Source organism: Gordonia otitidis (genome assembly GCF_020735545.1).
Lineage (GTDB): Bacteria > Actinomycetota > Actinomycetes > Mycobacteriales > Mycobacteriaceae > Gordonia > Gordonia otitidis.
In genome coordinates, this window is sequence record NZ_CP085974.1 from 917320 (window position 1) to 941581 (window position 24262).

A 24262-nucleotide genomic window follows, 5' to 3' on the forward strand; every position below is an offset into this window, starting at 1 on the left:
CCTTGTGCGATGGCCGGAAGGCTGCACTGCGGGTGGGGCCGGTCAGCCCGCAGCGATATCTGATGGGTGGGTGGCAAGTGGTGTCACCCGGATGGCCATGTAGGGGAACAACGGGAGGCCGGACAGGATCGTGTGGAGCTCGTCGTTGTCGGCAACGTCGAAGATGGAGATGTTCGAGTACTCGCCGACGATGCGCCAGATGTGTGGCCACGTGCCTTTCCGTTGCAGCTCTTGGGAGTACGCCTTCTCCCGTGCCACGGTCTCGGCCCTGACATCAGGATCGAGGTCGTGCGGGATGTGGACGTCCATGCGTACGTGGAAAAGCATCTGTGTCTCCTGAAAACCGCGTCAGCGGTCGAGTCGGTAGCGGGTCAGCTTGTCGGGATCGATCTCGACGCCGATGCCCGGCGCCTCGGAGCGGTGCAGCACTCCTTCGGAGATCTGCAGTGGTTCGGTGAGCAGATCGTCGCTCATGTCGAGGAAGTTGGAGAGTTCGCCCGCCTGCCGCGAGGTCAGTTCGAAGGCGGTACCGAACGCCAGTGTGCATGCGGTGCCGAGCTGTCCGTCGATCTGGTTGCCCATCACCACCTCGATGCCGAGACCTTCTGCGAGGTGGTGGACGCGACGTGATCGGGTGAAACCCGTTCGCGCCGTTTTGATGCTGATCGCCGTCGCCGATCCCCCGAGTATCTCGCGGGTCACGTCGGCGGGGTCGGGAACCGATTCGTCGGCGATGAACGGAACGTCGAGTCGTTCGACCAACCACCGTCTGCCCTGCACATCGTCTGCGGGACAGAGCTCTTCGGCGAACAGCAGTCCCAGGTCGGCCATCTCGGTCATGGCGCGCATGGATTCCGACGCCGACCAGCCGCGGTTGCCGTCGACGTACAAGTCGATGGCGTCGCCGAAACTCTCGCGCAACGCCCGCACGACGGCGGTGTCGAGGGATACCGGTCGACGTCCGACCTTCACCTTGAACGTGGTGATGCCGTAGGTGTCGCGCATCCTGGCCGCTTCGTTCACCATGACCGACGGCTCGTCGAACCCGAGCATGTGACTGACGCGCATCCGATCGGTGTAGCCGCCCAGAAGATCGGCGACCGAGAGCCCGAGCACCTTGCCGAGTGCATCCCAGATCGCCATGTCCACTGCGGATTTGGCCGTGGGGTTACCGACGGTGCGGGCGAGTCGCTCGGTGACCACTTCGCGTTCGAGAAGCGTGAGTCCGATGATCTGTGGCGCGAACACCTTGGTGATGACCGCGACGATGCCGTCCTGTGTCTCCCCGTAGGTGAAGGGACGCGGTGGGGCCTCGGCGACACCGACGATCCCCTCGTCGGTGTGCACGCGTACGAGCACGTGCTCGGCGGCATGGACTTCACCGGACGCGAACCGCAGCGGCTTGGAGTACGGGATGGCGAACGGAATCGCCTCGACCTCGGTGATTTTCACGATGTGGCTCCTTGAGCGGAGAGTTCGGGGGCTGTGTCATGCCGACGGGTCGCAGCGGACCCGAATGCTGCGGTGATCACGTCGGAGACGGTGGCCACGAGTGGGTTGTCGTCGTCGGCACGCCATGCGAGAGCCACCTCGATGGACCCGGCATCGGTGAGATCACGTACGACGACGCCCGCCGACGACAAGGAGCGCACGGACCCCGGCAACACCGCGACGCCGAGTCCCGCTGCGACGAGCGCGAGCAACACGGGCGTACCCGACGCATCATGGGCGCGCTGCGGAGCGAAACCCGCGCTGCCGCAGGCGCGCAGCACAGCATCGTTGACCGCGGAATCGCGACTGTCGTACATGACGAAGGGCTCACTGCGCAGATCTGACAGCGCCACAACGGGTTCGGTTGCGAGACGGTGATCGGAGGACACGACGAGCACCAGCGGTTCGACGTCGATCGTGTGGACCTCGATGCCGTCGCCCGCGACGGGCGGACGCAGGAGGCCGAGATCGATATCGCCTGCCTCGAGGGCTTCGCGCTGGACAGGTGTCAACATATCGGCCGAAATCGACAGCTCGACGTCGGGCAACTGTTGCTTCACGGCGCGGGCGATGCGCGGCAGATGAGAGAAGGCCCCGATGCCGGTCAACCCGAGACGCACCAGTCCGCTGCGCCCCGCAGCGATACGGCGAACCTCCTCGACACATCCGTCGACGTCGGCGAGGATGCGTTCGGCCTCGCCCTTCAGGTAGTGCCCGGAGGGTGTCAGCGAGACCTGTCTGGTGGTGCGGTTGAGCAGCGTCACGTCGAGTTCCGCCTCGAGCTGGCGGATCGCGTAGGACAGTGCCGGCTGCGCCACGTGCAGCAACGCCGCAGCCTGACCGAAGTGACAGGTCTCGGCGACCGCAGCGAAATAGCGGAGATGCCGTAGCTCCATGTCACCACTCCTCTCGTGCCAACTCCCCGGACGAAGCGAAGGCTGAGTCACTCCCCTGGCGCCATGTGACTGCCGCCACTTCCGGGATCCACGGTAGGAGCCTGATCCATACAAGACAAGGACTCATATTCGCGTGATTGATCGATGGTGTCGATCAATTGGACGGTGGTGGCAAGAGTCCTCATGTGACGGTCAGAGTGGCGGGTCAGCCTGTAGTGGGGGCGCGTGCTGTCAAGCGGCTCGCGGGGTGCGCCGCAGGACCTAGTGCACGGGGCCACGACCGCGCGCAGAAACTAAGGGAAGGAGCCTTTCCCCTAGATCCACACCCCTCCCCGCCAAACAACACGCGGAAGGAGACGAAACCCGCGGAAAGAACCCTTCCCCTACTTTTGCACCGGCGCCGCAACGCCGCCGAACCTACGCGGTCACCTGTGTCCGCACCGGCGCACCGGTCTTGGCCTCGACGTCGGCCAGCTCGACGCCCGGCGCCAGCTCGACGAGATCGAATCCATCGCCTGCCACGTCGAAGACCCCGAGGTCGGTGATGACGCGACCCACGACCGCACGTCCCGTCAGTGGAAGCGAACAGTCGGCGACGAGTTTCGGGTCGCCCTTCTTGGTGACGTGTTCCATCAGCACGATGACGTGTTCGGCACCGTTGACCAGGTCCATCGCACCGCCGATGCCCTTGACCATCGCGCCCGGCACCATCCAGTTCGCGAGGTCGCCGTTCATGGCCACCTGCATCCCACCGAGTACGGCGACGTCGACGTGACCACCGCGGATCATCGCGAAACTGGTCGCCGAGTCGAAGAACGACGCCCCGGGAAGCGTCGACACGGTCTGCTTACCCGCGTTGATGAGGTCGGGGTCGACATCCTCGTCGTAGGGAAACGGGCCGACACCGAGGATGCCGTTCTCGGCATGCAGGGTGATGCCCGAGTCGTCGGGCATCTGGTCGGGGATCAACGTCGGCAATCCGATACCGAGGTTGACGTAGTCGCCGGGACGCAGCTCTTGTGCTGCGCGCGCGGCCATTTCGTTACGAGTCCAGCTCATGATGTCGCCTCCGCTGCGCCGACCGCCGCGGGATGCGGGCGGGTTGTCCGATGTTCGATACCTTTGTCGACCGCCTGCTGCGGTGTCAGTTCGACGACGCGCTGCACGAAGATGCCGGGCAGGTGCACCTCGTCGGGATCGAGTTCGCCGACCTCGACGACTCGTTCGGCCTCGACGATCGTGATGCGTCCCGACATGGCCGCAGGCGGGTTGAAATTGCGTGCGGCGGCGTGGAAGCAGCAGTTGCCCGCGGTGTCCACCACGGCTGCCCGGATCAGCGCGTAGTCGGTGATGATCGATTCCTCGAGCACCATCTGCTTGCCGTGGAACGTGCGCACCTCTTTCGGAGGCGACGCCAACGCCACCGAACCGTCGGAGTTGTACCGCCACGGCAGGCCGCCCTCCTCGACGGGTGTCCCCACGCCGGTCGGTGTGTAGAACGCGCCGATTCCGCTGCCGCCCGCGCGCATACGCTCGGCGAGAGTTCCCTGCGGGGTGAGTTCGACGGTCACCTCTCCCGCGAGGAACTGTCGGCCGAACTCCTTGTTCTCACCGATGTAGGAGGCGATCACCTTGTCGATCCGACGCGCCTCGAGCAGCAGGCCCAGGCCTGCACCGTCCACGCCGCAGTTGTTCGACACGATGGTCAGGCCACTCGCACCCTGCGCCAGCAGGGCGTCGATGAGGAACTTGGGGATCCCGGAGAGTCCGAAACCTCCGACCGCGAGACTCGCGCAGTCGGGGATGTCGGCCACGGCGTCCGCGGCCGAGTCGGCCACTTTGCTGTACCGCGCAGACGGATTCGCGTTGGTCATGAGTGCTCCAGGTGTTCGAGAAGAAGGGATGTGATCACTTGCGGCTGTTCGGCATTCGCCAGATGGGCCGCGTGCGCGACCACCTCCAGACGTCCGCCGGGTACGGCGTCGACGATCGCGGCGAGGCGCTCGGGCGGTGTGGCGGGGTCGTCGGTTCCCGCGACGGCGAGTGTCGACGCCTTGATCGAACCGAGGTCGTCGCGCACGTCGGCGGTTGCCAGCGCCTCACAGCAGGCCGCGTATCCCTCGGCAGGCGTGTCGGCGATCATCGTGCGATACCACGCGATCGACTCGGCGTGACGCTCGTCCGCGAGGTATTCCGCGGTGAACCAGCGGGTGAGGATGCCGTCGGCGATGGCGCCGACCCCGTCGGCGCGCACCGTCGCGGCCCGATCGATCCACGGTTGCGCGGGCGCGAAATGGGCTGAGGTACACAGCAGGGCCAGGTTGTTCACGCGTTCGGGATTGCGGATCGCCACTCGCATCGCGGTCAGCCCGCCCAGGGAGAGTCCGACGACATGCGCCGACGCGACGTCGAATCTGTCGAGTACCCCGACGAGGTCGTCGGCGAGGTCGTCGATGGTGTACGGCCCCGTCGGCACCGGCGACGCTCCGTGACCGCGCGTGTCGTAGCGCAACACGGCGAATCGCTCCTCGAGAGCACTCAATTGCGGGTCCCACATCCGATGTGTGGATCCCAGCGAATTCGACAGCACCACCACCGGTGCTCCCGGCTTACCCGAGAGGTGCGCGCTGACCTCGACGGCGCTCATCGGGTGGCCTCGAAGATCGCGGCGATCCCCTGCCCGCCACCGATGCACATGGTTTCCAACACATAGCGGGCGTCGCGACGCCGCGCCTCGTGAGCGGCCGTCGCGAGGATGCGGCCACCGGTCGCGCCGATCGGATGGCCCAGGGAGATGCCGGATCCGTTGGGATTGAGGCGGTCGTCCTCGGCGTCGACCTTCCACTCGGCGAGAACGGCGAGCACCTGGGCTGCGAATGCCTCGTTGAGTTCGATGAGGTCGATCTCGTCGAGTGTGAGGTCGGCGCGGGCGAGAGCGGCTGCGGTGGCGGCGACGGGCCCGATGCCCATCGTCTCCGGCGCGCAGCCGGTGACCGCCCACGAACGCAGGGTGAGCATGGGATCGAGGCCACGACGCTCCGCTTCGGCCCGTGTCGTGACGACGCACATGGCCGCGCCGTCATTCTGACCTGACGCGTTACCCGCCGTGACTGTCGCCTCGGAGTCGATGCGCTGTCGGATAGGGCGAAGTCCGGCAAGCGATTCCACGCTGGCATCTGCGCGCGGGTGTTCGTCACGATCGACTGTCACGTCGGGCTTGCCGCGCCGCCCCGGCACGGTCACGGCGACGATCTCGTCGTCGAACTTGCCGTCCTGTTGGGCGGCCACCGCACGATGGTGGGAGCGCACTGCCAACTCGTCCTGTTCGTCCCGACCGATCCGGTACTCACGACGCAGATTCTCCGCGGTCTCGATCATTCCGCCGGGCACGGGATGCGACTGCCCGCCCGCGGTCAGTCGTCCACGCTCGAGACGGTCCATCAGCTCGACGCCTCCCGCGCGCACACCGGTGCGCAGGCCGAGGGCGTAGTGCTCGACGTTTGACATCGACTCGGCGCCGCCCGCGATCACGAGGCCTGCGCCTCCGGTGGCGACCTGCGCGGCACCGTTCAGCACCGCTTGCAGGCCCGAACCGCAGCGTCGATCGACCTGCATGCCGGGGACTCCGACGCCGAGGCCCGCGTCGAGCGCCGCGATTCTGCCCAGAGCCGGCGACTCACCGTTCGAATAGCCCTGCCCAAGGATCACGTCGTCGACATCGCCCTCGCCGAGGCCGGTACGCGTGGTCAGTTCACGGAGCAATCCGGTGGCGAGATCGGCGACCGACATCGACGAGAGAGCACCTCCCATGCGGCCGACCGGCGTTCGCAGCGGGGAGCAGATCACGACATCTGTGGGGGCGTTCATGTCGTCAACCCTACGAACCGACAGCCATATTGAGAAGTATTCATTTGCGATCGAATAAGACTTCACAGATATCAATTGGGATAGCCTGAGCGCATGGAACTCCGCCACCTCAGGTACTTCCGCACCGTCGCGGAGGAACTGCACTTCGGACGCGCCGCCGAACGCCTGCACATCGCACAGCCACCGCTGTCGCAGCAGATCAGACAGCTCGAAGACGAACTCGGATTCCGACTGCTGGTGCGCACCACCCGCACGGTCGAACTCACCCCCGCGGGTAAGGCATACCTCGAACGAGCCGTCGCGATTCTCGACGCCGTCGACCACGCGGGCGCACATGCCAAGCGAATCGCCGAGGGCACACAGGGACGTCTCGCGATCGGATGCGTCGGATCGGCGACGTACTCACTGCTTCCCCGCCTGGTGCGAGCTCTGCGCGAGGAGCTTCCCGACGTCGACGTCAGTGTCCGCGGTGAGATGCTCGCACCTGCGCAAATCGCGGCACTGTTGGCCGGCGACATCGATCTCGCGCTGCTGCGCCCTCCCATCACAGCTCCCGAGGTCACCGTCACACCCGTACGTCGCGATCGACTCCTGATCGCCCTCCCCGACAGTCACGCACGCGCCGAGCAGCCCGCCGTCGCCCTTGCCGACCTGAACGACGACGACTTCATCTCCCATGCGGGACAAGGACGTTCGGTGATGCACACACAGTTGGCGGCGCTGTGCGCGGCGGCAGGTTTCGTCCCGCAGATCCGACACGAGGTGCAGGAGACCTCGACGCTGGTCACACTCGTCGCCGCCGGACTCGGCGTCGCGGTCGTACCCGCGCCGACCGCGGCGCTGGGCGTCGCTGGTGTCTGCTATCGCCCGCTGACACCCGAACCCGAGCCCGTCGACCTCGCCGCCGCCAGACTTGTGAGAGCCGACGCACCGCTCGTCGACCGCGCACTGCGCGTACTGCACGATGTCGCCGACGACGGTTCCTCGCTACCGACCTGAGCGTCGGGTCACCGCCCGGCAGCCTCCACGCGGGCGCGGATGGCGTCGACGAACACCGTCTGGATGTCGTTGGCCGTCTTCGCCACATACGACGTCCCGCCGGTCGCCCGCGCGATCTGCTCGAGCGACTCGGTGTCGGCGTCCTCGGAGATCCCGATGGTGAGCACGAGTACCGGACGGGCCGGGTCCTCGAGGCGCTTCAGCTGCGACAGCAACTGCCGGAGGGTGATGCTGTTGGGGTCCTCGTTCTGGCCGTGGGTCAGAATGATGACGCTGTTCGAGTAACTCGGGTCGTAGCTGTCCTGGACCTTCTTGAATGCCGCGAGCGTCGTGTCGTAGAGGCCGGTGCCACCTCCGAGTTCCGACGGTGCGAGACCGGCTCGCACCGCGGCGGCCAGTTCGTCGCGGTGAGTTCCCCCGCTTGCCGACGTCGCGTCGAGACGACGAATGGGCGAGAGTTCCTTCCAGTCCTGGCCCGGTCCGCCCTTGTTGACGCCGAATGCCCAACCACCGATCTCGGTGTTGTTGGGGAAGAGCTTGAGGCCCATCAGCGACGCGCCGATCGTCAGTTGGGCACGGGTTTCGTCGCCGTCCTTCTCGGCCATCGATCCGGATGTGTCCTCCACGACGAGCGTGCGGATCGGCACACCGAGCACCTGCCATTGGCGTAGCGCCTTGTCGACCTGTGAGGGGTCCTTGAGCGCCAACACCGTCAAACCCTTGGTGTCCCCGGGCTTTCGGAATCCCGCGTCGGTGATCGACGACGCGCCGTCGCCCGACGTGAGCGTGTCGGCGAGCTCTTTCCCGGCTGCCGTCGCAGTCTCCGAGCGCGACGACGGTGCGGTGTTCACAAGCGGATAGTCGAGCATCACGGTGCCGTCAGCGGGGATCGACGACGTGAGCTTCGAGCCTGGATGGGTTCGGGTGAACAGCGTCAATTGCTGCTCGGTGGTGACGACAGGCGTCGACGACGTGTTGGCCAGGTTGAGACGGGTGCCCTCGTTGTCGTTGGCGAGACGAGCGTTGTTCTGCTGGACCGCGAGGACGGTCATCGCGTCGACGAGATCGTCGTTGGTGAGCTTGCCCGCGTCGACCTCGGCGAGCGCGCCGACAATGGGTGCGTCTCCGGTGCTGGTGTCGATCGGGTTGCCTGCGCGCAGACCGTCGAGCTTCATCACCTCGACCCAGTTGGACAGGCGCCCGACCCGCGTTCCCGCCACGACCGTCGGTGTCGCGGCGATCGACGGCGACACGGTGTCGAGCTCTCGGCGCACCTGCGTGGTCACCCGCCGTGCCTGCTGGCTGGAATCGGGCACCCACAGGTCGGGTGTTTTGTCGCCGCTCGTCAGCAGCCCGGGGACGTCGGCGCCCGCCACCGCGGTGACGGTGTAGTCGTAGCAGGAATCCGACGACATCTTCGACGTCGCGTCGGCCACCGCGTCCCTGATCGACGGATCGGCTGCGATGTTCACCGGTGTCCGGTCGCCGCATCCGCCGACGACTCCCGACTTCCAGATCGCGATCCCGCCGACGATCGCGATGATCACCAGCAGCGCCGCAGCGCTCCACAGCCACACCCCGCGACGCCCACTGCGCGCCTCACGATGCTCGAATCCGAAGCCGTCACCCGAACCCGCCTTGCGCGTCGCCCTGTTACCGCGAGACGTCGACTGCTCGCCCCGGCCACCCGCGGCGGCTCGGCCCGACCCGGGCTGAGCCGCCTGCCGGCCCGACGGCGTCTGTCCTGCGCGTAGCCGGCTTGGCCCGCCCGGGCCAACCGTGCCCTGGGCAGGCGCACCAGGGCTCTGGCGTCGATCATCGGCGCCGTGCCCGGAGTCGCTCAGCCCAGAGCTGTCGGACCGAGAACCGTCGAACTCGGAATCGGAGTCGGAAAAATGCCGCCCCATGGTCGTGCGTCCCCCTGTGTCATCGGCGCCACCGCGCCGGGTCTGTGTGCGGCCGACCCCGTCCGGCCGCTACGCAAACACCTCACGAAACGTCGCCAGTGACTTGTTCAGGTCGCCCGAGACCGCCATGGCCGCGGCTTTACCCGCGGGTCCGATCAACGGCAGACCGCCCAGATCAACAGTGAAGACTACTGACGAACCGGCGTCCGTGGGAGAAATGGCGAGATCGAGTTTTGCTTTGATCCCACCCTTGCCACTGCCCTTGAGCCGGACCTGGCGGGTGGGTTCGAAGGCGTCGACGACCCAGTCGAATCGAATCCGGGTTCCCTTCACGATGACGACGGACGAGATCTCGGTGCCCTTCGCGAGTTCACCCGGCTCGGGAAGCGGCGAGCGCCAGGCGTCGTGCAGGATCAGCCACTCCGAGTACCGACTCAGATCCGATGCTGCTGACCAGGTATCTTCCGGAGAGAGATCGACCTCGATGGAGCCGCTCGTCTTAGCCATGGTTCGTCAGCCTAGCGTCACCACCGCAGCCCGGTGCCTACTGGGCCGATTTCTGCGCGCACACGACGTGACCATCAGGATCACCGAGGTCGAGGCTTACGCCGGCCCGCACGACCCTGCGTCGCACGCCTACGTCCGCACGCCCCGCTCCGAGATCATGTACGGACCGCCGTCGCGGCTGTACGTGTACCGCATCCATGGGCATCACTGCGCCAACGTGGTGACCGGACCAGACGGCGAGGCGTCGGCCGTGCTGCTTCGTGCGGGTGAGGTCGTCGACGGCCTCGACGTCGCGCTTCGCCGACGCGGCGAACAAATCGCGGCGTCGAAACTCGCTCGCGGCCCCGGGAATCTGACCCGGGCGCTCGGGATCACGATGGCCGATCTCGGCGTCGACCTCGACGCTGTCGGGTCACGCGGCGTCCGACTCCTCACCCCTGGTGAGATCGACGGCCCCGTGTCGACACCGCTCGCGATCAGCTCGGGTCCGCGCGTCGGGGTGCGACGCAATGCCCACGTCGCGTGGCGCTACTGGATCACCGACGATCCGACGGTGTCGGCCTACCGACGTCATCCCCGGGCCGACTAGAGCGAGCGCAGAGACAAAAGTTGCGGTTGCGATCGGTCACCCGTGGTGACACCGATCGCAACCGCAACCTGGTTCGAAGACGCTCAGCCGTTGGCCGGGGGCTGCTCGTTCGTGGGCTTCTGTTCCGCCGGGTTCTGCGGGGCTGAGTTCTGGGGGGCCGGACTCTGGGGGTTCTGGTTCTGCGGGGCCGGGTTCTGCTGCGCGGGCTTGTCCTCCTCGGCGCCGACAGCCTTGCGCGCTGCTTCCTGCGCCTTGTCGACCTTGTCGGCGTACTTGCCACCGGTCGCCTTGTCGATGGCGTCGCCGCCCTTGTCGATCAGGCTCGGGTTACCCCGCAGCGCTTCCTTGGCCTTGTCCACGAGTCCTTTGAGATCCATGTCTTCTCCTCGTCACCGCTCTGCGTCATCGCTCTGCGGGTCGGGTTCGCGCAGCCCGGTCGGCCACGTCACAGTGCCGTCGAGTCTAGGACCATCGAGGCGGCGAGGCTATGACCCCGCAAGGCTGCCCGCGGCGACCTCCTCGGCTTCCATACGGGCAGCCTCCTGTTTCGCGACGATGCGCGGCCCGATGCGCGACATGATCTCGACGGCGACGATGCCGACCGCCGCCGAGATGAACGCCACGGAGTTCATCTGCCAATTCGACGAGTCGAGCTTGAACATGTGCTGGGTGAACGGCCACGAGAAGATCAGCACGTAGGCACCCGCCGAGGCCGCGATGAGCAGCACTTTCCACCACGTGTACGGGCGGGCCACCACGGCAAGGACGTACACCGCGATCGCGATCAACGTGATCAGCGTTGCGGTCGCGGCCTGTGTCTGATGCGGCGACAGCTCCACCGAGTCGCCGCCGAGCGAGTTGCCCTCACCACCGGGATTGACGATCAGATACGTGACGAAGGCACAGAGTCCGACGATGATGCCGTTCGGCACCGCCTGCGTGAGCACACGCCGCACGAAACCAGGACGCGCCCGCTCGTTGTTGGGTGCCAGCGAAAGGATGAACGCGGGGATACCGATGGTGAACCACGCGGCGATCGTCACGTGGATCGGCTGGAACGGGTAGCTGATCGACGGTGTGCCGAACAGCTTCGCCCCGAGCCCGGCAATGCCGACGAACAGTGCGAGCAGCACGGCGTAGACGGTCTTGGTGAGGAACAGGTTGGAGACGCGCTCGATGTTGCCGATGACCCTCCGGCCCTCCCCGACCACGTACGGCAGGGTGGCGAACTTGTTGTCCAACAACACGATCTGCGCCACCGCCCGAGCAGCCGAACTGCCCGAACCCATCGCGACCCCGATGTCGGCGTCCTTGAGGGCCAGCACGTCGTTGACACCGTCGCCGGTCATCGCGACGTTGTTGCCGTCGGATTGCAGCGCGCGCACCATGGCACGTTTCTGGTCGGGCCTGACCCGACCGAACGTCACACCCTGTTCGACGGCGTGCGCGAGTTGGTTCGGTTCGGTCGGCAGTTCGCGGGCGTCGACGGAGGTGTCGGGCGAGCCGAGGCCGAGGGACTCCGCGACGGCCCCGACGGAGCGGGCATTGTCACCGGAGATGATCTTGACGGCGACGTCCTGCTCCTCGAAGTAGTCGAGGGTAGGTCGCGCGTCGGATCGCACGCGCTGCTCGAGAACGACGAGCGCGACCGGTGTCAGGTGGCCCGGAGTGGCAGAGCCCGACTCGGGTTCGGTGTCGACCGGGACGTCGAGGCGTGCGAGGAGCAGGATGCGCAACCCTTGCGAGCCGAGTTCGCTCGCGACCCGCGCGGGTTCGGATTCGTCGTCGAGCAGCACGTCGGGCGCACCGAGGACCCAGTTGCCCGCGTCGTGGCCGTCGGTATCCACGAACGACATGCCACTCCACTTCTTGGCGGAGGTGAACGGTTCGACGGCCGACGTCGACCACTCTGGGGCGTCGGCGTAGGCCTCGCCGATGGCCTGCATGCTCGCGTTGGGGCTGCGGTCGTTCTTCGCCAGTGCCGCGAGCGCCTGCTCGGCCCGGGTTCGACGCTCAGTGGGGGCCGTGCCGTCGTCGACGTGACCGTTCTCGTCGATCGTCCGCAGCTCGGACAGGCGCATCCCGTTCTCGGTGAGGGTGCCGGTCTTGTCGGCGCACACGATGTTGACGCGGGCCAGCCCTTCGATCGCCGGCAGCTCGTTGACCAGGCACTGTCGCTGGCCGAGCCGGATGACACCGACAGCGAACGCGATCGACATCATCAGCACGAGCCCCTCGGGGACCATCGGCACGAGCGCGGCCACCATGCCCAGCAGCGACGCGCGTAGTCCGTTGTTGCTGATGAACAACTGGTTGACGATGGTCAGCAAGCCGGCGGGAATCAGTAGCCAGGTGATGACCCGAAGGATCTGGTTGATCCCTGAACGCAGCTCCGACTTGACCAGCGTGAACTTCGACGCCTCGGACGCCAATTGAGCCGCGTAGGCATCCGAACCGACCTTGGTCGCGCGGTAGGCCCCGGCACCCGACACCGCAAAACTTCCCGAGAGCACCTTGTCGCCGACGGATTTGTCGATGGGATCGGCCTCGCCGGTCAGCAGCGACTCGTCGACGTCGAGGACATACGACTCGACGATCTCGCCGTCGACGACGATCTGGTCGCCCGCACCGATCTCGATGATGTCGTCGAGGACGACCTCGTTGGGCGGGATCTCGGAGACCTCGCCATCGCGTCGCACGCGTGGTTTGGCCTGTCCGACGATGGCGAGTTTGTCGAGGGTCCTCTTGGCGCGGATCTCCTGGATGATGCCGATACCGCTGTTGGCGATGATCAGCAGGCCGAAGAGTCCGTTGATGAGCGACCCGGTGAAGACGACGATCGCGAACAGCACGCCGAGGATGGCGTTGATCCGCGTGAAGACGTTGGACCGGATGATGTCGCCGACCGAACGTCCCGAGCGGTCGGGCATATCGTTGACCTTGCCGTCGGCGACCCGCTGCGCGACCTCGTCGGCGGTGAGCCCGCGCTCGGGTGTCGTGGCGCTCTGCTCGCTCACGCGGACCTCTCCCACCAGTTCGGAGTGCGCGTGCCCGTGCCCTCACGGTTGACGACGTCGACGGTGCCGCCGGGCTGCGGCACGACGACGGTGGTGCCTTGCCGTTGCGCGGCAGGAAGTAGGCGGGTGATCGGGTCGGCCCACGAGTGCCGGGCCAGACTGAACGTGCCCCAGTGGATGGGGAGGAACACGGAATCGGCACCCGCGGCCGACGACACCATGCTGTGCACGGCGAGAGCTTCTTCCGGGTCCACGTGGACGTCCGGCCAGACGGGATCGTAGGCACCGACGGCGATGAGCGTCAGGTCGAACGGACCGTGCTCGGCACCGAGTTCTTCGAATCGTTCGGTGTAACCGGTGTCTCCGGAGAAGAAGAAGCGGTGGCGCGGCCCCACGACTGCCCAACTGGCCCACTGGGTCATGTTGCGGACCAGCGCACGTCCGGAGAAATGTCGCGCGGGACCGCAGAAGAACTCCACATGCTCGCCCGACGTACCGCGCCGTACCGAGACATTCTCACCGACGTCGGCCTGCAGGATTCTCTCCAGCGGAATGCCCCATGAGAGGAGGTGGGCGCCCACACCGATCGGTGCGACGAACACGGCGTCGGGTGACGCCGCCGCCAGCGCGACCACCGACTCCATGTCGAGGTGGTCGTAGTGGTCGTGGCTGAGGAGCACGACGTCGATGACCGGGAGGTCGGCGACAGTGACGGGTGACGGGTGCATCCGCGCAGGTCCGACGAACTTCGTCGGCGAGCACCGCTCGCTGAACACGGGATCGGTGAGGATGCGCATGCCGTCGAGTTCGACGAGTGCCGACGCGTGCCCGAGCCACGTCACGGTGAGTGCGCCCGCCTCGGCGTCGAACCTGGGCACCGTGACGAGAACGGGACGACTCGGGCGGCCCGGACCGCGTGCCATCTCGAGGAACACATTCGTGTCGGGTGACACGCCGAATGCCGACGGCTCAGGATTCGCGAAGACGCCGTCGACGAGATGATCCGACGACGCCACGAACGGTGCGATCGCGTCACGGTCGGCACCGAGCGCACGGGCCGCGGGAAGGCCCGCCGCGGCCAACGCCCCGGTCGCGGTGTCGGCGACGCGGTTACCCGTCTCGACGAGGCGACCGATCATCGGACCACCAACCTACATACGCGGATGCCAACGCTCATCGAATCCGTCATCGGGCGAACGCTCCTAGCGACCATTCCGCCACACTATCGTCCGCAGACGCGATCCACGGGAACCAGACCGTCCCGACCTCCGAGGTCAGCGCTGGTCACCGGATTCACCGACCGCAGCAAACGGTGTCGACCCGACGACGTCACTGATAGGCTTCGGGACATCTATCCGTTTCAACTGGGGAGTGAACGGTCCGTTGGCTCGGATGTCCGTCGACGACAGACGCACAGCACTGGTCGAATCCGCGTATCGCGTGATCGCCGACCACGGCGTCGAAGGCGCAACAACCAGACGCATCTGCGCACACGCGGGAATGCCACTCGCCAGCTTCCACTACGCCTTCGAGAGCCGCACCGCACTGCTCTGGGCGGTGATGGAAAAGGCTGTGCCCGAAGATGTTTCGTTGATGCTGGAGTCGCTGCTGCCGGTCGGGGGGTCGACGGCGACGGGGGTCGACGCCATGCGAGCGAAGATGTTCGAACAACTCGACGCGTTCTACATGCTCCTCAAAGCGGACCCGGGACGACTGCAAGCCACCATCTCGCTCGGCATCTACGCGCACAATCATCCGGAATTGCAGCCCGCAGGCAAGCAGATGTACGAGCACCTCTATGGCCTTGCGGCGCAAGGACTGCGCGCGGCCGGCGAGCATGCGCAGATTGCGTGGCGGACTCCGGTGGAGCAGATCGCCCCCGCCTTCATCGCGAACATCATCGCAATCACGCTCGTCTACCTGTCCACAGCCGACGACAGCGCGCTGGGCACGATCACCGAGTCACTGGTGCGTGAGGTGATGACACACGTGGCACCTCGCTGAGTATTCCGCCGGTCTCGATTGGCGCAACGCCGTATCGACGCCGACACTGGAACGATGCGTGATGTGCTGGCGAGGATGCTCGACGGGCTGAGCCGAGGGCCGGTGGCCCTGGCCCGCATCATCAGCACGAGTGGACCGACTCCGCGGGGTGTCGGTGCGGCGATGGTCGTGACAGCCGACGGAGAGGTCATCGGGTCGATCTCCGGTGGATGCGTCGAGTCTGCGCTGGTGCACACCTGCACCGCCGTGCTCGACGATGGCGAAGCCGTCGTAGAGCACTTCGGTATCGCCGATGCCGACGGTATCGAAATAGGCCTGACCTGCGGCGGAACGCTCGATGTGCTCGTCGAACGGGTCGATGCTCTCCGTCGTCCAGCAGTGCAACAACTCGTCGGACACCTCGCAGCCGACCGTCGGGTGGCATGGGCGACAACTCTCGCAGCCGCGCCCGAGTGGCACTTCGTGACGTCGCCGACCAGCCCCCCGTGGCGTCGACTCGACCGCGACGTCGCCGATCTGCTCGCGTCGGGACGGAGCGGAATCATCGGCGTCGACGACTGCGATGAACCACCCGGAGAACCGTTCGAGGGCTCCCGGCCGCGGACGTTCGTACACACCTTCGCCGCCCCACCACGGCTTATCCTGGTGGGCGCCAACGACTTCGTGCGGGCGACGTGCGGTGTCGGTCGGGCACTCGGCTACCGGGTGACCGTCGTCGACGCTCGCCCCGTCTTTGCCACACGCGCACGCTTTCCCGATGCCGACGAAATAGTCGTCGACTGGCCGCACCGCTACCTGGAGTCCGAAATCCGTTCCGGGGCAGTCGATGCGACCACTGCAGTGTGCGTGATGACGCATGATCCCAAGTTCGACGTCCCGACACTGCGGGTTGCCCTCGCTGGTACAGACGTGGGGTTCGTCGGAGCCCTGGGATCACGTAGGACGGTCACCGATCGCAACTCGCGACTCGTCGAATCAGGAGTCACCGCAGCACAGTTGGCGCGTCTACGATCGCCGCTCGGACTCGATCTCGGTGGACACACACCTGCCGAGGTCGCCGTGTCGATCGCAGCACAACTGATCGCCGAGCGTCACGACGCCTCGACGAGAGCCTTGCACACGACGTCGGGTCCGCTCCATCGCTGAAGCGGACCCGACGTCGAGTTGATCGACAGCGCAGTGGTTCTACGCGTCTTCCTTCGGAGCCTCCGCGGGCGTGCCCGACGTCGACGATGTCGCACTCTCGGTGCTCGACGCCGGAATGTCGGTGGTCATCGACATCACGTCCTGTGCGGGCAGCACATGCTTACCGGTCTTGTCGCACGAGAGCGCAAGCGAACTGATGTATTGCTTCTCACCGTTCGGTCCCGGTACCGCCGAGGCGATCATGTCCGGACGCTCGAACTCGATGTTGGTGACGCAGCACAGCAGCTTCTCGTCGGTGGGGTTGCCGTGTTCGTCGTACATCGGGATGTCGATGCCGTCGTCGACGCGGCGCAGGTAGTACTTGCCCTTCGTCGCGATCGCGAAGATCGGAGGAAGAACGATCGCGAGCACCAGCGCCACCAGCGGCGAGTACGGCTGGATCGCGTCGCCGAACACATGGAAGTACACCAGGATCGACGCACCCGCCGAGATCAGGAGCGAACCGAATCCGACCGGGTTGACGCTGTAGATCATGCCGCGCCGGAACTCGGGCTGCTTGGGCGAGATGCCCAGGATGTACTTGTTGATCACGATGTCGGAGGCGACCACCGCGATCCACGCGATACCGCAGTTGGCGTAGAAGTTCAGCAGGTTGTTGAGGAAGCTGAACATGTTGGCTTCCATCAGGATGATCGCGATGATCACATTGAAGAACAGGAAGACCAGTCGGCCGGGGTAGGTCTTGGTGACGCGTGTGAACGCATTGGTCCATGCCAGCGAGCCCGAGTAGGCATTGGTCACATTGATCTTGACCTGGCTGATCACCACGAGGATGACGGCGAGGGTCAAGGCGAGCCAGTGCGGCAGGAAGTCCTGGTAGATCTCGACGAACTGATGGACGGGCTGGTTCGCGATGCCTGCATTGTCGACGCTGATGCCGATCAGGTAGACGGCGAGGAACAGGCCCACGATCTGCTTGAGAGCACCGAAGAACACCCAGCCCGGACCGGCGATGAGCGTTGCGGCCCACCACTTCCGCTTGTTGTCGGGGGTGCGGGGCGGCATGAAGCGCAGGTAGTCGACCTGCTCGGCGATCTGCGCGATGAGGGACAGACAGACACCGGCGGCAAGCATCGTGCCCGCGAAGCTGACGCCCTTGCCCGCCGGGTTACCGTCACCGTCGACACCGCTGAATGCGAAGAAGTCGCCGATGGCCGACGGGTGCTTGATGACCAGATAGATGAACGGCAGCACCATCATGACCAGCCACAGCGGGGTGGTCCACACCTGCAGTTTCGCAAGGGTGTTCATGCCGTAGATCACGAGCGGGATGATCAGCACCGAGGAGAGCAGATAGCCGATCCACAGCGGAATGTGCAGCCCCAGCTCGAGGCCCTGCGCCATGATCGAGCCCTCGAGGGCGAAGAAGATGAAGGTGAACGACGCGAAGATGACATTCGTCAGCACTGAGCCGTAGTAGCCGAAACCGCTTCCGCGCGTGATGAGGTCGAGATCGATGTTGTACCGCGCCGCGTAGAAGGCAAGCGGGTAACCGGTGACCACGATGACCACGGCGAAGAACAGGATGCCCCACAGGGCATTTCCGGTTCCGTTGGCGATGCCGATGTTGGCGCCGATCGCGAAGTCGGCGAGGTAGGCGATGCCACCGAGCGCGGAGATGGCGACGACGCCCGGTCCCCACTTACGGTAGCTGCGGGGGGCGAAACGAAGTGTGTAGTCCTCCAGGGTTTCACGCATGGCCGCGGCCTGCGCGCCTGTGGCGATGATGCTGTGTTCGGCGTTCTCAATCTCGCCGACCTCGTCGGCGACCTCGCCGACGGGTTCGTGATGCTTATCGGTGGCCATCGGCCCTCCTGCGTGATCCGAGTTACAGACCGGCCCAACGTACGGACGCCATGTTTCGGTGAGTTACTCGGAATGTTTCACGCAGGAAAACTAGACATCACACGCAGAACGCCTCCGCGGCACGACTTCGTGCACCGTGCGGAGGTCGCCCCTGTTGGCGAAACGTGTTGTCCGATCTACTTTCCCGTGAATCTCGGCTTTCTCTTCTCGGAGCGCGCGACGCGCCCCTCGGTGAGGTCTGCACTCTCCCACGCTCGTCGCATCGCGGCCTGGCGGTCAGCCGGCGCCTCGTCGCGGGCACCGTCGCCGTTGAGCACCAACTTGTAGTGCTGCAGCGTCAACGGGGCGAATTCGGCGATGGTGGCTGCCCAGTGCTGAGCGTCGGTGAGGTCACCGATCCGGTTGGCGAACCCGAGCGCGTGTGCACGATCGGCGGAGAGCGGATCGCAGCCGATCAGCATGCCGCGTGCCTGGCCGGCCCCGACGAGCGAGACGAGGCGTCGAATGGTCCACTCGTCGACGGCGACACCGAGTTTCGCGGCCGGAATACCCGCGAGGGCGTCGGGTGCCATGACGCGCAGGTCTGCGGCCATCGCCAACTGCAGTCCCGCGCCGAGTGCGGAACCGTTGAGCGCGGCGATCACGGGGACGGGAACCGACTCGATCTGCCTGAGCGTGGCGATGAGCTTTTCCAGGAAGCCCGGGTCGTAGACCGGACCCGACAGGTCGGCGCCCGCGCTGAACACACTGCCGCGGCCGGTGACCACGATGGCCCTACTGCCCGCGTCGACGGCATCGGCGAACGCCGTGGCGAGTCCGGAGACCATGTCCTCGTTGAGTGCGTTGCGCTTGTCCGGACGATCTAGCTCGATCGTCGTCACCGAACCTTCTGCATGCGAGTGGATCATGGGCGAAGAGTACCCACGACCGGCGCGACGCGGTGGACGTGGGCCGTCACGACGGGGTGGACGGCTGGCACGCGCGGCGTGCGGTGGACGGCTGGCACGCGCGGCGTGCGGTGAATGCTGTAACCCGAATCCGCCGATACGACCCAAGTACGGTCAGTGTGGTGAGCGCTGCATCGCATGGCACGGTCGTCGACGCCGACCACCTCCCGGACCCGCACTCCGACGCGCTGGTCATCGGCGGAGGGCAAGCCGGGCTGTCGGCGGCGTATTTCCTGCAGCGCTTCGGACTCGACGAGCGGTACCAACTCCTCGACCACGCGCCGGGCCCCGGCGGCGCCTGGCAGTTCCGGTGGCCCACGCTGACGCTTGCCGGAACCAACAGGGTCCACGATCTTCCCGGATACGGACTCGAGGAGGCGGTCGGCGATGGGCGCGGTGAGTACCCGGCGTCGTCGACGGTGCCCGAATACTTCTCGAAGTACGAGGAGAGGTTCGGACTGCGGGTGCGTCGGCCAGTCGACGTGCGGTCGGTCGAGTGCGACGGCGAGATGTTCCGGGTGACTCTCGGCGGCCGACTGCGCGGGCGGGAAATCACCACGCGCACGTTGATCAATGCGACCGGAACGTGGGAACGGCCGTTCATCCCGCACATACCCGGCGCCGCAGACTTTCGCGGCAGGCAACCGCACACCCACGATTACACGGGTCCCGACGAGTTCGCAGGTCAACGCGTGCTGGTCGTCGGCGCAGGGATCTCGGCGGTCCAGCTGCTGATCGAGATCGCTCGACGCGCCCCCGGTGTGCGGACGTTCTGGTGTTCGCGTACCAAGCCGCGATTCGATCCGCATCCGTTCTCGCCGGAGCTCGGACGCGAAGCCGTTGCGCGCGTCGAGCGTCGTGTCCGTGCGGGTCTGCCACCGACGTCAGTGGTGTCGGTGACCGGGCTCGCCCTGACGCCCACGATCGAGGCCGCCCAGCGCGACGGCATTCTCGACGGCTGGCGACCGATGTTCACCCGGATCACCGAGACCGGAGTCTGCTGGGACTGTGCGGGCGGGTCGGCGGGTGACGAGGTGTCCGCGGGCGAGCATCTCGAGGTCGACGTCATCTTCTGGAACACCGGGTTTCGAAGCGCGCTGGATCATCTCGCCCCGCTTCATCTCCGGGGTCCGGGAGGCGGGATCGTGATGACCGGTCGGCTCGCGACCACCGTGGCCGACGACCCGCGTATCCAACTGCTCGGGTACGGCCCGTCGGCGTCGACGATCGGCGCCAACCGAGCGGGCCGGGAGGCGGCGCGCAACGTCGTCAACCTCCTGGCCACCGGCTGATCGCGCAGAGTTTCATCGTGAATTCTTGACATAGTGTTGTGTTTTCACAACACTATGTCGTGTGAGCCCAGTGCGACGGGGAGAGAAGCTTCCCATCTACAACCGGATCGGCGTGCTCCGCGCCGAGCGCAGGATGTCGCGTGCGGACCTGGCAGCACTGGTCGGGGTCAACGTCCAATCGGTCGGGGCACTCGAGCGGGGCGACAACTATCCGAGCCTCGACCTCGCCTTCCGCATCTGCGACGTCTTCGGCCTACCGGTAGAGGCCGTGTTCAGCCGCACCGAGTTCACCGCGATGTCGGCGGAGTTGTACGGCCGCCCGGCAGACAGTTCGCGCCGGGGCACGGCCCCACCCGGACCCGATCCGTCCGCTTCAGACCCGTCCACTTCACACACGTCTACGGAGGTCTGACCGATGCACGACCCCAACTCCGCGATCCCCGACGACGCCAAACCCGCACTGTGGCTGCGCTACGACGAATGGCGAGGTGAACGGCATCGTCGTTTCAACGAACGCAATGCGCGCAAGCTCGTCGGCTGGCGCAGGCGTACTGTCTATCGCCGGCTCGTCGTCGTACAGGCCATCTGCGCTCTACTCGTTCTGATCGGCGCACTCGTCGCCTTCTGGTCACGCGAATGGTTCATCATCCCGCTGGCGACAGGGATCATCGGTGCACTCGTCTGCCAGCGGCTGCTGCGGATCGTCACCGGCTCTGTTGGTGACGCGCCCGTGTCCGCGCTCGACGAGATCCAACTGGCGCAGCGCAATTCGGCACGTTCCATCGCCTACTTCGCGCTCTTCACGCTGATGTTCATCCCGTACGCCATTCTCGTCACACTCGGTGGATTCGATCAGGTGCGTGGCCAGTACGTCTACGGGACCGGCATGTTGCTCATCGCACTGGTGCTCGGTGCGGTCTTCATCCCGTCGATGCTCACCGCGTGGTGGATGGCCGACGCCGACCCGGAGGATCTCGACTTACCCGGCGACACAGACCTTTACAGCGGCCCCGGATTTCACACCAACCAAGGGAGGACTTCGCCATGAACGCAGGAGCGCTCACGGTGGACAGATTGTCCAAGCGATACGGCGACGTCGTCGCGCTCGACGACATGACCTTCACCGTCGCCCCCGGCGAGATCTTCGGCTTCGTCGGCAGCAATGGTGCAGGCAAGTCGACGACGATGCGCATCATCCTCGGTGTGCTCGAACCGGATTCAGGTCGGGTAACACTCGGCGACGCACCGATAGACCTGCGCACCCGACGTCGAATCGGTTACATGCCGGAGGAACGCGGACTGTATCCCAAGATGAAGGTCGGCGAACAGCTCGTCTTTCTCGCGCGCCTGCACGGTATGAGCGCCGATGCCGCCGCAGACAGCGCACGACGGTGGACTCAGCGCCTCGGCGTCGACCAACGCTACGACGACAACGTCGCCGACCTGTCGCTCGGCAATCAGCAACGTGTGCAGCTTGCGGCCGCGCTGGTACACGATCCGGACGTACTCGTCCTCGACGAACCGTTCTCCGGACTCGACCCGGTCGCCGTCGACGTGATGAGTGATGTGCTGAAAGAGAAAGCAGCCGAAGGTATTCCGGTCATCTTCTCGTCCCACCAGCTCGATCTCGTGCAGCGATTGTGCGACCGCGTCGGCATCGTCGCCACGGGAAGGATGCGAGCGGAAGGCGCCGTCGACGATCTCCGCACGCGTGCCGGTGTCATCCTCGAAATCGACGGCCCCGATTCGACGACGCGCTGGGCCGACGACTGCCCCGGTGTGTTGGAAGCCGACTATCAAACCGGCGGTGCCCGGCTCCGCGTCGACCCCACTGCGCTCGATGACCAGGCGGTGCTCGGTCGTGCGCTCGACAACGGGCCGGTTCACCGCTTTGCCCGGACCACACCCGATCTGACCGAACTGTTCCGAGAGGTGGTGACGGCATGACCGCGCCCACGTCCAGCAACCACACATCTACCGACAGCACGCGGTCGTCGTCCGAGGGGGCCGGTGCGCTGCAGTCGATTCGGCTCGTGGCACAACGTGAGATCGCCACCCGCGCGAAGACCCGCTCGTTCGTCATCAGCACCGTCGTCCTGATGCTCGTCATCGTCGTCGGATTGATCGTCTGGAAGGCGATTGCCGGCGGCGGCACCGACCCCGAACGCGTGGGACTCTCCGGCGACGCCGCGCTGTCGTCGACCATCCAGCAGTCCGGTCAGGCAAGCGGCACACCGGTGACCGTCATCGCGATCTCCGGCGACAACACGCTGACGCAAGCGCGCGACCGCGTCGAGTCGGGCGACCTCGACGCCGCTGTGGTGCGCGGCGCTGGCGACTCGTACACGGTCGTCAGCAAAACGGGACTCTCGGATGCTCTCTCCGGTGTTCTCCAGGGATCGATTCAGCAGAATGCGTTGTCGGAGGGACTCGCCGCACGCGGAGTGGACGCGTCGTCGTTGCCGACGCCGAAGGTCGACACCGCCCAAACCACACCTGACAAACCGGACCAAGCACAGCGGATCGTGATCGCGCTCGTCGGCGCCATTTTGCTCATCACAGCGATCATGTTGGGCGGCAACATGATCGCGGTGGGTGTCGTCGAGGAGAAGACGTCGCGGATCGTCGAGCTCCTACTCGCGACGGTCAAACCGCTGCACCTGATGTGGGGCAAGATCCTCGGGATCGGTGCGGTCGCGCTGGGACAGGTGGTGATACTCGGGGCGACCGCGCTGATCGCCGGCCTGGCCACCGGGATGTTGACGATCGCGGGCACTGCCATCTGGATGTTCCTCGCAGTGCTGGTGTGGTTCCTGCTCGGTTACCTGTTCTTCGCGACACTGTATGCCGCTGCGGGAGCACTGGTTTCCCGACAGGAAGAACTCGGTTCGACGATCATGCCGCTGACCGTGCTGTCGTTGGCCGTGATGTACGCGGGCATCTTCGGGGTGCAGGCGCTGCAGTCGACGTTCATCGAGGTACTGACGTGGATTCCACCGTTCTCGGCGGTGCTGATGCCGATCCGGATCGCCACCGGGGACACCAACGTTATGCAGATCGTCATCACACTGGTCCTGATGCTGCTGGCCTGCGCCGCCGCGACCTGGTTCGCCGCGCGCATCTACCAGCAGTCGATCCTGCGCACCGGCAGCCGCGTCAAGTGGTCCGAGGTGCTGTCGATGGCGCGGTAGGGCGCGAGGCTCCGGGGCTTCGGGGCTCCGGGCGGGGCGTGGGCGGCTGGCTGCGGGGTGGGCGCGGGGCAGCTCTCGGGGCGGGGGCTCGCCGGCTCTCCGGCGGAGTCGGCGCGGGGCAGCTCTCGGGCGGGGGCTCGCGGGTCAAAGCCGGCTCTCCGGCGAGGTCGGCGCGGGGCAGCTCTCGGGGCGGGGCCTCGCGGGTCAGAGCCGGCTCTCGGCTAGGCGCGGGCCCGGGGCAGCTCTCGGGCGGGGGCTCGCGGGTCAGAGCCGACTCTCGGCTCGGCGCGGACCCCAGGGCGGCGCCAGAACCCGCGGAAAGAATCCTTCCCCGAGAATCTGACCCTTCCCCGAGAAACAACCCGCGGAAGGGTCAGAAACCCACGGAAGAGATCCCTCCCCTACTTTCTGCGGCCGGAGCCCGGCCCTCCCCTACTTTCTGCGGCGACAGCCGCCCCTTCCCCTACTTTCCGCAGCCCGAGCCGCCCCTTCCCCCACTTTCCGCAGCCCGAGCCGACCCTCCCCCCACTTTCCGCACCCAGA

At 66.1% G+C, this 24262-nt stretch carries 23 protein-coding genes; 9 read left to right on the forward strand and 14 right to left on the reverse strand.

The features are described 5' to 3' along the window. Positions 1-42: 42 nt before the first annotated feature. The 7 genes from catC to LK459_RS04120 form a co-directional block, all read right to left on the reverse strand. Positions 43-327, reverse strand: coding sequence for a muconolactone Delta-isomerase (catC, locus tag LK459_RS04090; protein WP_007239923.1), 285 nt, complete (start codon positions 325-327; stop codon positions 43-45). Positions 328-348: 21 nt separating this feature from the next. Continuing rightward, positions 349-1452 carry a mandelate racemase/muconate lactonizing enzyme family protein gene (locus tag LK459_RS04095; protein ID WP_007239922.1) on the reverse strand — a complete coding sequence of 368 codons (1104 nt, stop codon included), beginning with the start codon at positions 1450-1452 and terminating at the stop codon, positions 349-351. Further along, entirely contained in the window at positions 1449-2387 is a 939-nt protein-coding gene (locus tag LK459_RS04100) for a LysR family transcriptional regulator (protein WP_007239921.1), read from the reverse strand. Before LK459_RS04100 ends, LK459_RS04095 begins: the two co-directional genes overlap by 4 nt. 417 nt (positions 2388-2804) lie before the next feature. Further along, complete coding sequence (locus LK459_RS04105; RefSeq protein WP_007239920.1) at positions 2805-3446, reverse strand: 3-oxoacid CoA-transferase subunit B; 642 nt, start codon at positions 3444-3446, stop codon at positions 2805-2807. Then, positions 3443-4261, reverse strand: coding sequence for a CoA transferase subunit A (locus tag LK459_RS04110; protein WP_227921944.1), 819 nt, complete (start codon positions 4259-4261; stop codon positions 3443-3445). The genes LK459_RS04105 and LK459_RS04110 overlap by 4 nt, the downstream gene beginning before the upstream one ends. Continuing rightward, entirely contained in the window at positions 4258-5034 is a 777-nt protein-coding gene (gene pcaD / locus LK459_RS04115) for a 3-oxoadipate enol-lactonase (RefSeq protein ID WP_227921945.1), read from the reverse strand. Before pcaD ends, LK459_RS04110 begins: the two co-directional genes overlap by 4 nt. Then, positions 5031-6254: an acetyl-CoA C-acetyltransferase gene (locus LK459_RS04120; RefSeq protein ID WP_039994069.1), complete on the reverse strand. Its 1224-nt coding sequence runs from the start codon at positions 6252-6254 to the stop codon at positions 5031-5033. Before LK459_RS04120 ends, pcaD begins: the two co-directional genes overlap by 4 nt. A 93-nt stretch (positions 6255-6347) precedes the next feature. Between LK459_RS04120 and LK459_RS04125 the strand changes: the two genes are divergently transcribed. Then, positions 6348-7253 (forward strand): LysR substrate-binding domain-containing protein, encoded by a 906-nt coding sequence (locus LK459_RS04125; protein WP_007239052.1) that lies wholly within the window; start codon positions 6348-6350, stop codon positions 7251-7253. 8 nt (positions 7254-7261) lie between these two features. Here LK459_RS04125 and LK459_RS04130 read toward each other — a convergent pair whose 3' ends face one another. Continuing rightward, positions 7262-9160, reverse strand: a complete 1899-nt coding sequence (locus tag LK459_RS04130) for a substrate-binding domain-containing protein (RefSeq protein ID WP_227921946.1) — start codon at positions 9158-9160, stop codon at positions 7262-7264. 69 nt (positions 9161-9229) lie between these two features. Further along, positions 9230-9667 carry a type II toxin-antitoxin system Rv0910 family toxin gene (locus tag LK459_RS04135; RefSeq protein WP_007239050.1) on the reverse strand — a complete coding sequence of 146 codons (438 nt, stop codon included), beginning with the start codon at positions 9665-9667 and terminating at the stop codon, positions 9230-9232. Between LK459_RS04135 and LK459_RS04140 the strand changes: the two genes are divergently transcribed. Further along, the gene (locus LK459_RS04140) at positions 9645-10256 is read left to right on the forward strand and encodes a DNA-3-methyladenine glycosylase (protein ID WP_007239049.1); all 612 of its coding nucleotides are present in this window, start codon (positions 9645-9647) and stop codon (positions 10254-10256) included. The genes LK459_RS04135 and LK459_RS04140 overlap by 23 nt on opposite strands. 83 nt (positions 10257-10339) lie before the next feature. On the opposite strand, the gene LK459_RS04145 is transcribed toward LK459_RS04140, so the two are convergent. The 3 genes from LK459_RS04145 to LK459_RS04155 all read right to left on the reverse strand — a co-directional run bounded on the left by LK459_RS04145 (position 10340) and on the right by LK459_RS04155 (position 14412). After that, positions 10340-10633 (reverse strand): antitoxin, encoded by a 294-nt coding sequence (locus LK459_RS04145; RefSeq protein WP_007239048.1) that lies wholly within the window; start codon positions 10631-10633, stop codon positions 10340-10342. 108 nt (positions 10634-10741) lie between these two features. Further along, positions 10742-13273: an HAD-IC family P-type ATPase gene (locus tag LK459_RS04150; protein WP_007239047.1), complete on the reverse strand. Its 2532-nt coding sequence runs from the start codon at positions 13271-13273 to the stop codon at positions 10742-10744. Next, positions 13270-14412: an MBL fold metallo-hydrolase gene (locus LK459_RS04155; protein WP_007239046.1), complete on the reverse strand. Its 1143-nt coding sequence runs from the start codon at positions 14410-14412 to the stop codon at positions 13270-13272. The genes LK459_RS04150 and LK459_RS04155 overlap by 4 nt, the downstream gene beginning before the upstream one ends. A gap of 253 nt (positions 14413-14665) precedes the next feature. Between LK459_RS04155 and LK459_RS04160 the strand changes: the two genes are divergently transcribed. Further along, positions 14666-15277, forward strand: coding sequence for a TetR/AcrR family transcriptional regulator (locus LK459_RS04160; RefSeq protein ID WP_227921948.1), 612 nt, complete (start codon positions 14666-14668; stop codon positions 15275-15277). Positions 15278-15331: 54 nt separating this feature from the next. Further along, a complete protein-coding gene (locus LK459_RS04165) occupies positions 15332-16423 on the forward strand; it encodes an XdhC family protein (RefSeq protein WP_039994068.1) in 1092 nt (363 codons plus the stop codon). Positions 16424-16462: 39 nt separating this feature from the next. Here the strand turns inward: LK459_RS04165 and LK459_RS04170 are convergent, their stop codons facing one another. Both LK459_RS04170 and LK459_RS04175 read right to left on the reverse strand, forming a co-directional pair. Next, positions 16463-18289 carry a purine-cytosine permease family protein gene (locus tag LK459_RS04170; RefSeq protein ID WP_007239043.1) on the reverse strand — a complete coding sequence of 609 codons (1827 nt, stop codon included), beginning with the start codon at positions 18287-18289 and terminating at the stop codon, positions 16463-16465. Positions 18290-18465: 176 nt separating this feature from the next. Then, on the reverse strand, positions 18466-19197 hold the full coding sequence (locus LK459_RS04175; protein ID WP_039994067.1) for an enoyl-CoA hydratase: 732 nt from the start codon (positions 19195-19197) through the stop codon (positions 18466-18468). Positions 19198-19355: 158 nt separating this feature from the next. On the opposite strand from LK459_RS04175, the gene LK459_RS04180 reads away from it, so the two are divergent. The 5 genes from LK459_RS04180 (at position 19356) to LK459_RS04200 (ending at position 23719) form a co-directional block, all read left to right on the forward strand. Beyond that, positions 19356-20528 carry a flavin-containing monooxygenase gene (locus tag LK459_RS04180; RefSeq protein WP_227921950.1) on the forward strand — a complete coding sequence of 391 codons (1173 nt, stop codon included), beginning with the start codon at positions 19356-19358 and terminating at the stop codon, positions 20526-20528. Positions 20529-20589: 61 nt separating this feature from the next. Then, complete coding sequence (locus LK459_RS04185; RefSeq protein WP_039994065.1) at positions 20590-20940, forward strand: helix-turn-helix transcriptional regulator; 351 nt, start codon at positions 20590-20592, stop codon at positions 20938-20940. Between the two features lie 3 nt (positions 20941-20943). Beyond that, complete coding sequence (locus LK459_RS04190; RefSeq protein ID WP_007239039.1) at positions 20944-21576, forward strand: hypothetical protein; 633 nt, start codon at positions 20944-20946, stop codon at positions 21574-21576. Beyond that, positions 21573-22475 (forward strand): ABC transporter ATP-binding protein, encoded by a 903-nt coding sequence (locus LK459_RS04195; protein WP_007239038.1) that lies wholly within the window; start codon positions 21573-21575, stop codon positions 22473-22475. Before LK459_RS04190 ends, LK459_RS04195 begins: the two co-directional genes overlap by 4 nt. Continuing rightward, positions 22472-23719 carry an ABC transporter permease gene (locus LK459_RS04200; protein ID WP_007239037.1) on the forward strand — a complete coding sequence of 416 codons (1248 nt, stop codon included), beginning with the start codon at positions 22472-22474 and terminating at the stop codon, positions 23717-23719. Before LK459_RS04195 ends, LK459_RS04200 begins: the two co-directional genes overlap by 4 nt. Positions 23720-24262 lie beyond the last annotated feature (543 nt).

Coding starts and splice junctions, on each gene's coding strand:
- LK459_RS04145 (WP_007239048.1), bottom strand. CDS start 10,633: ATGGATCTCAAAGGACTCGTGGACAAGGCCAAGGAAGCGCTGCGGGGT.
- LK459_RS04125 (WP_007239052.1), top strand. CDS start 6,348: ATGGAACTCCGCCACCTCAGGTACTTCCGCACCGTCGCGGAGGAACTG.
- LK459_RS04100 (WP_007239921.1), bottom strand. CDS start 2,387: ATGGAGCTACGGCATCTCCGCTATTTCGCTGCGGTCGCCGAGACCTGT.
- LK459_RS04160 (WP_227921948.1), top strand. CDS start 14,666: ATGTCCGTCGACGACAGACGCACAGCACTGGTCGAATCCGCGTATCGC.
- pcaD (WP_227921945.1), bottom strand. CDS start 5,034: ATGAGCGCCGTCGAGGTCAGCGCGCACCTCTCGGGTAAGCCGGGAGCA.
- LK459_RS04155 (WP_007239046.1), bottom strand. CDS start 14,412: ATGATCGGTCGCCTCGTCGAGACGGGTAACCGCGTCGCCGACACCGCG.
- LK459_RS04195 (WP_007239038.1), top strand. CDS start 21,573: ATGAACGCAGGAGCGCTCACGGTGGACAGATTGTCCAAGCGATACGGC.
- LK459_RS04175 (WP_039994067.1), bottom strand. CDS start 19,197: ATGATCCACTCGCATGCAGAAGGTTCGGTGACGACGATCGAGCTAGAT.
- LK459_RS04190 (WP_007239039.1), top strand. CDS start 20,944: ATGCACGACCCCAACTCCGCGATCCCCGACGACGCCAAACCCGCACTG.
- LK459_RS04170 (WP_007239043.1), bottom strand. CDS start 18,289: ATGGCCACCGATAAGCATCACGAACCCGTCGGCGAGGTCGCCGACGAG.
- LK459_RS04110 (WP_227921944.1), bottom strand. CDS start 4,261: ATGACCAACGCGAATCCGTCTGCGCGGTACAGCAAAGTGGCCGACTCG.
- catC (WP_007239923.1), bottom strand. CDS start 327: ATGCTTTTCCACGTACGCATGGACGTCCACATCCCGCACGACCTCGAT.
- LK459_RS04165 (WP_039994068.1), top strand. CDS start 15,332: ATGCGTGATGTGCTGGCGAGGATGCTCGACGGGCTGAGCCGAGGGCCG.
- LK459_RS04140 (WP_007239049.1), top strand. CDS start 9,645: ATGGAGCCGCTCGTCTTAGCCATGGTTCGTCAGCCTAGCGTCACCACC.
- LK459_RS04200 (WP_007239037.1), top strand. CDS start 22,472: ATGACCGCGCCCACGTCCAGCAACCACACATCTACCGACAGCACGCGG.
- LK459_RS04130 (WP_227921946.1), bottom strand. CDS start 9,160: ATGGGGCGGCATTTTTCCGACTCCGATTCCGAGTTCGACGGTTCTCGG.
- LK459_RS04135 (WP_007239050.1), bottom strand. CDS start 9,667: ATGGCTAAGACGAGCGGCTCCATCGAGGTCGATCTCTCTCCGGAAGAT.
- LK459_RS04120 (WP_039994069.1), bottom strand. CDS start 6,254: ATGAACGCCCCCACAGATGTCGTGATCTGCTCCCCGCTGCGAACGCCG.
- LK459_RS04105 (WP_007239920.1), bottom strand. CDS start 3,446: ATGAGCTGGACTCGTAACGAAATGGCCGCGCGCGCAGCACAAGAGCTG.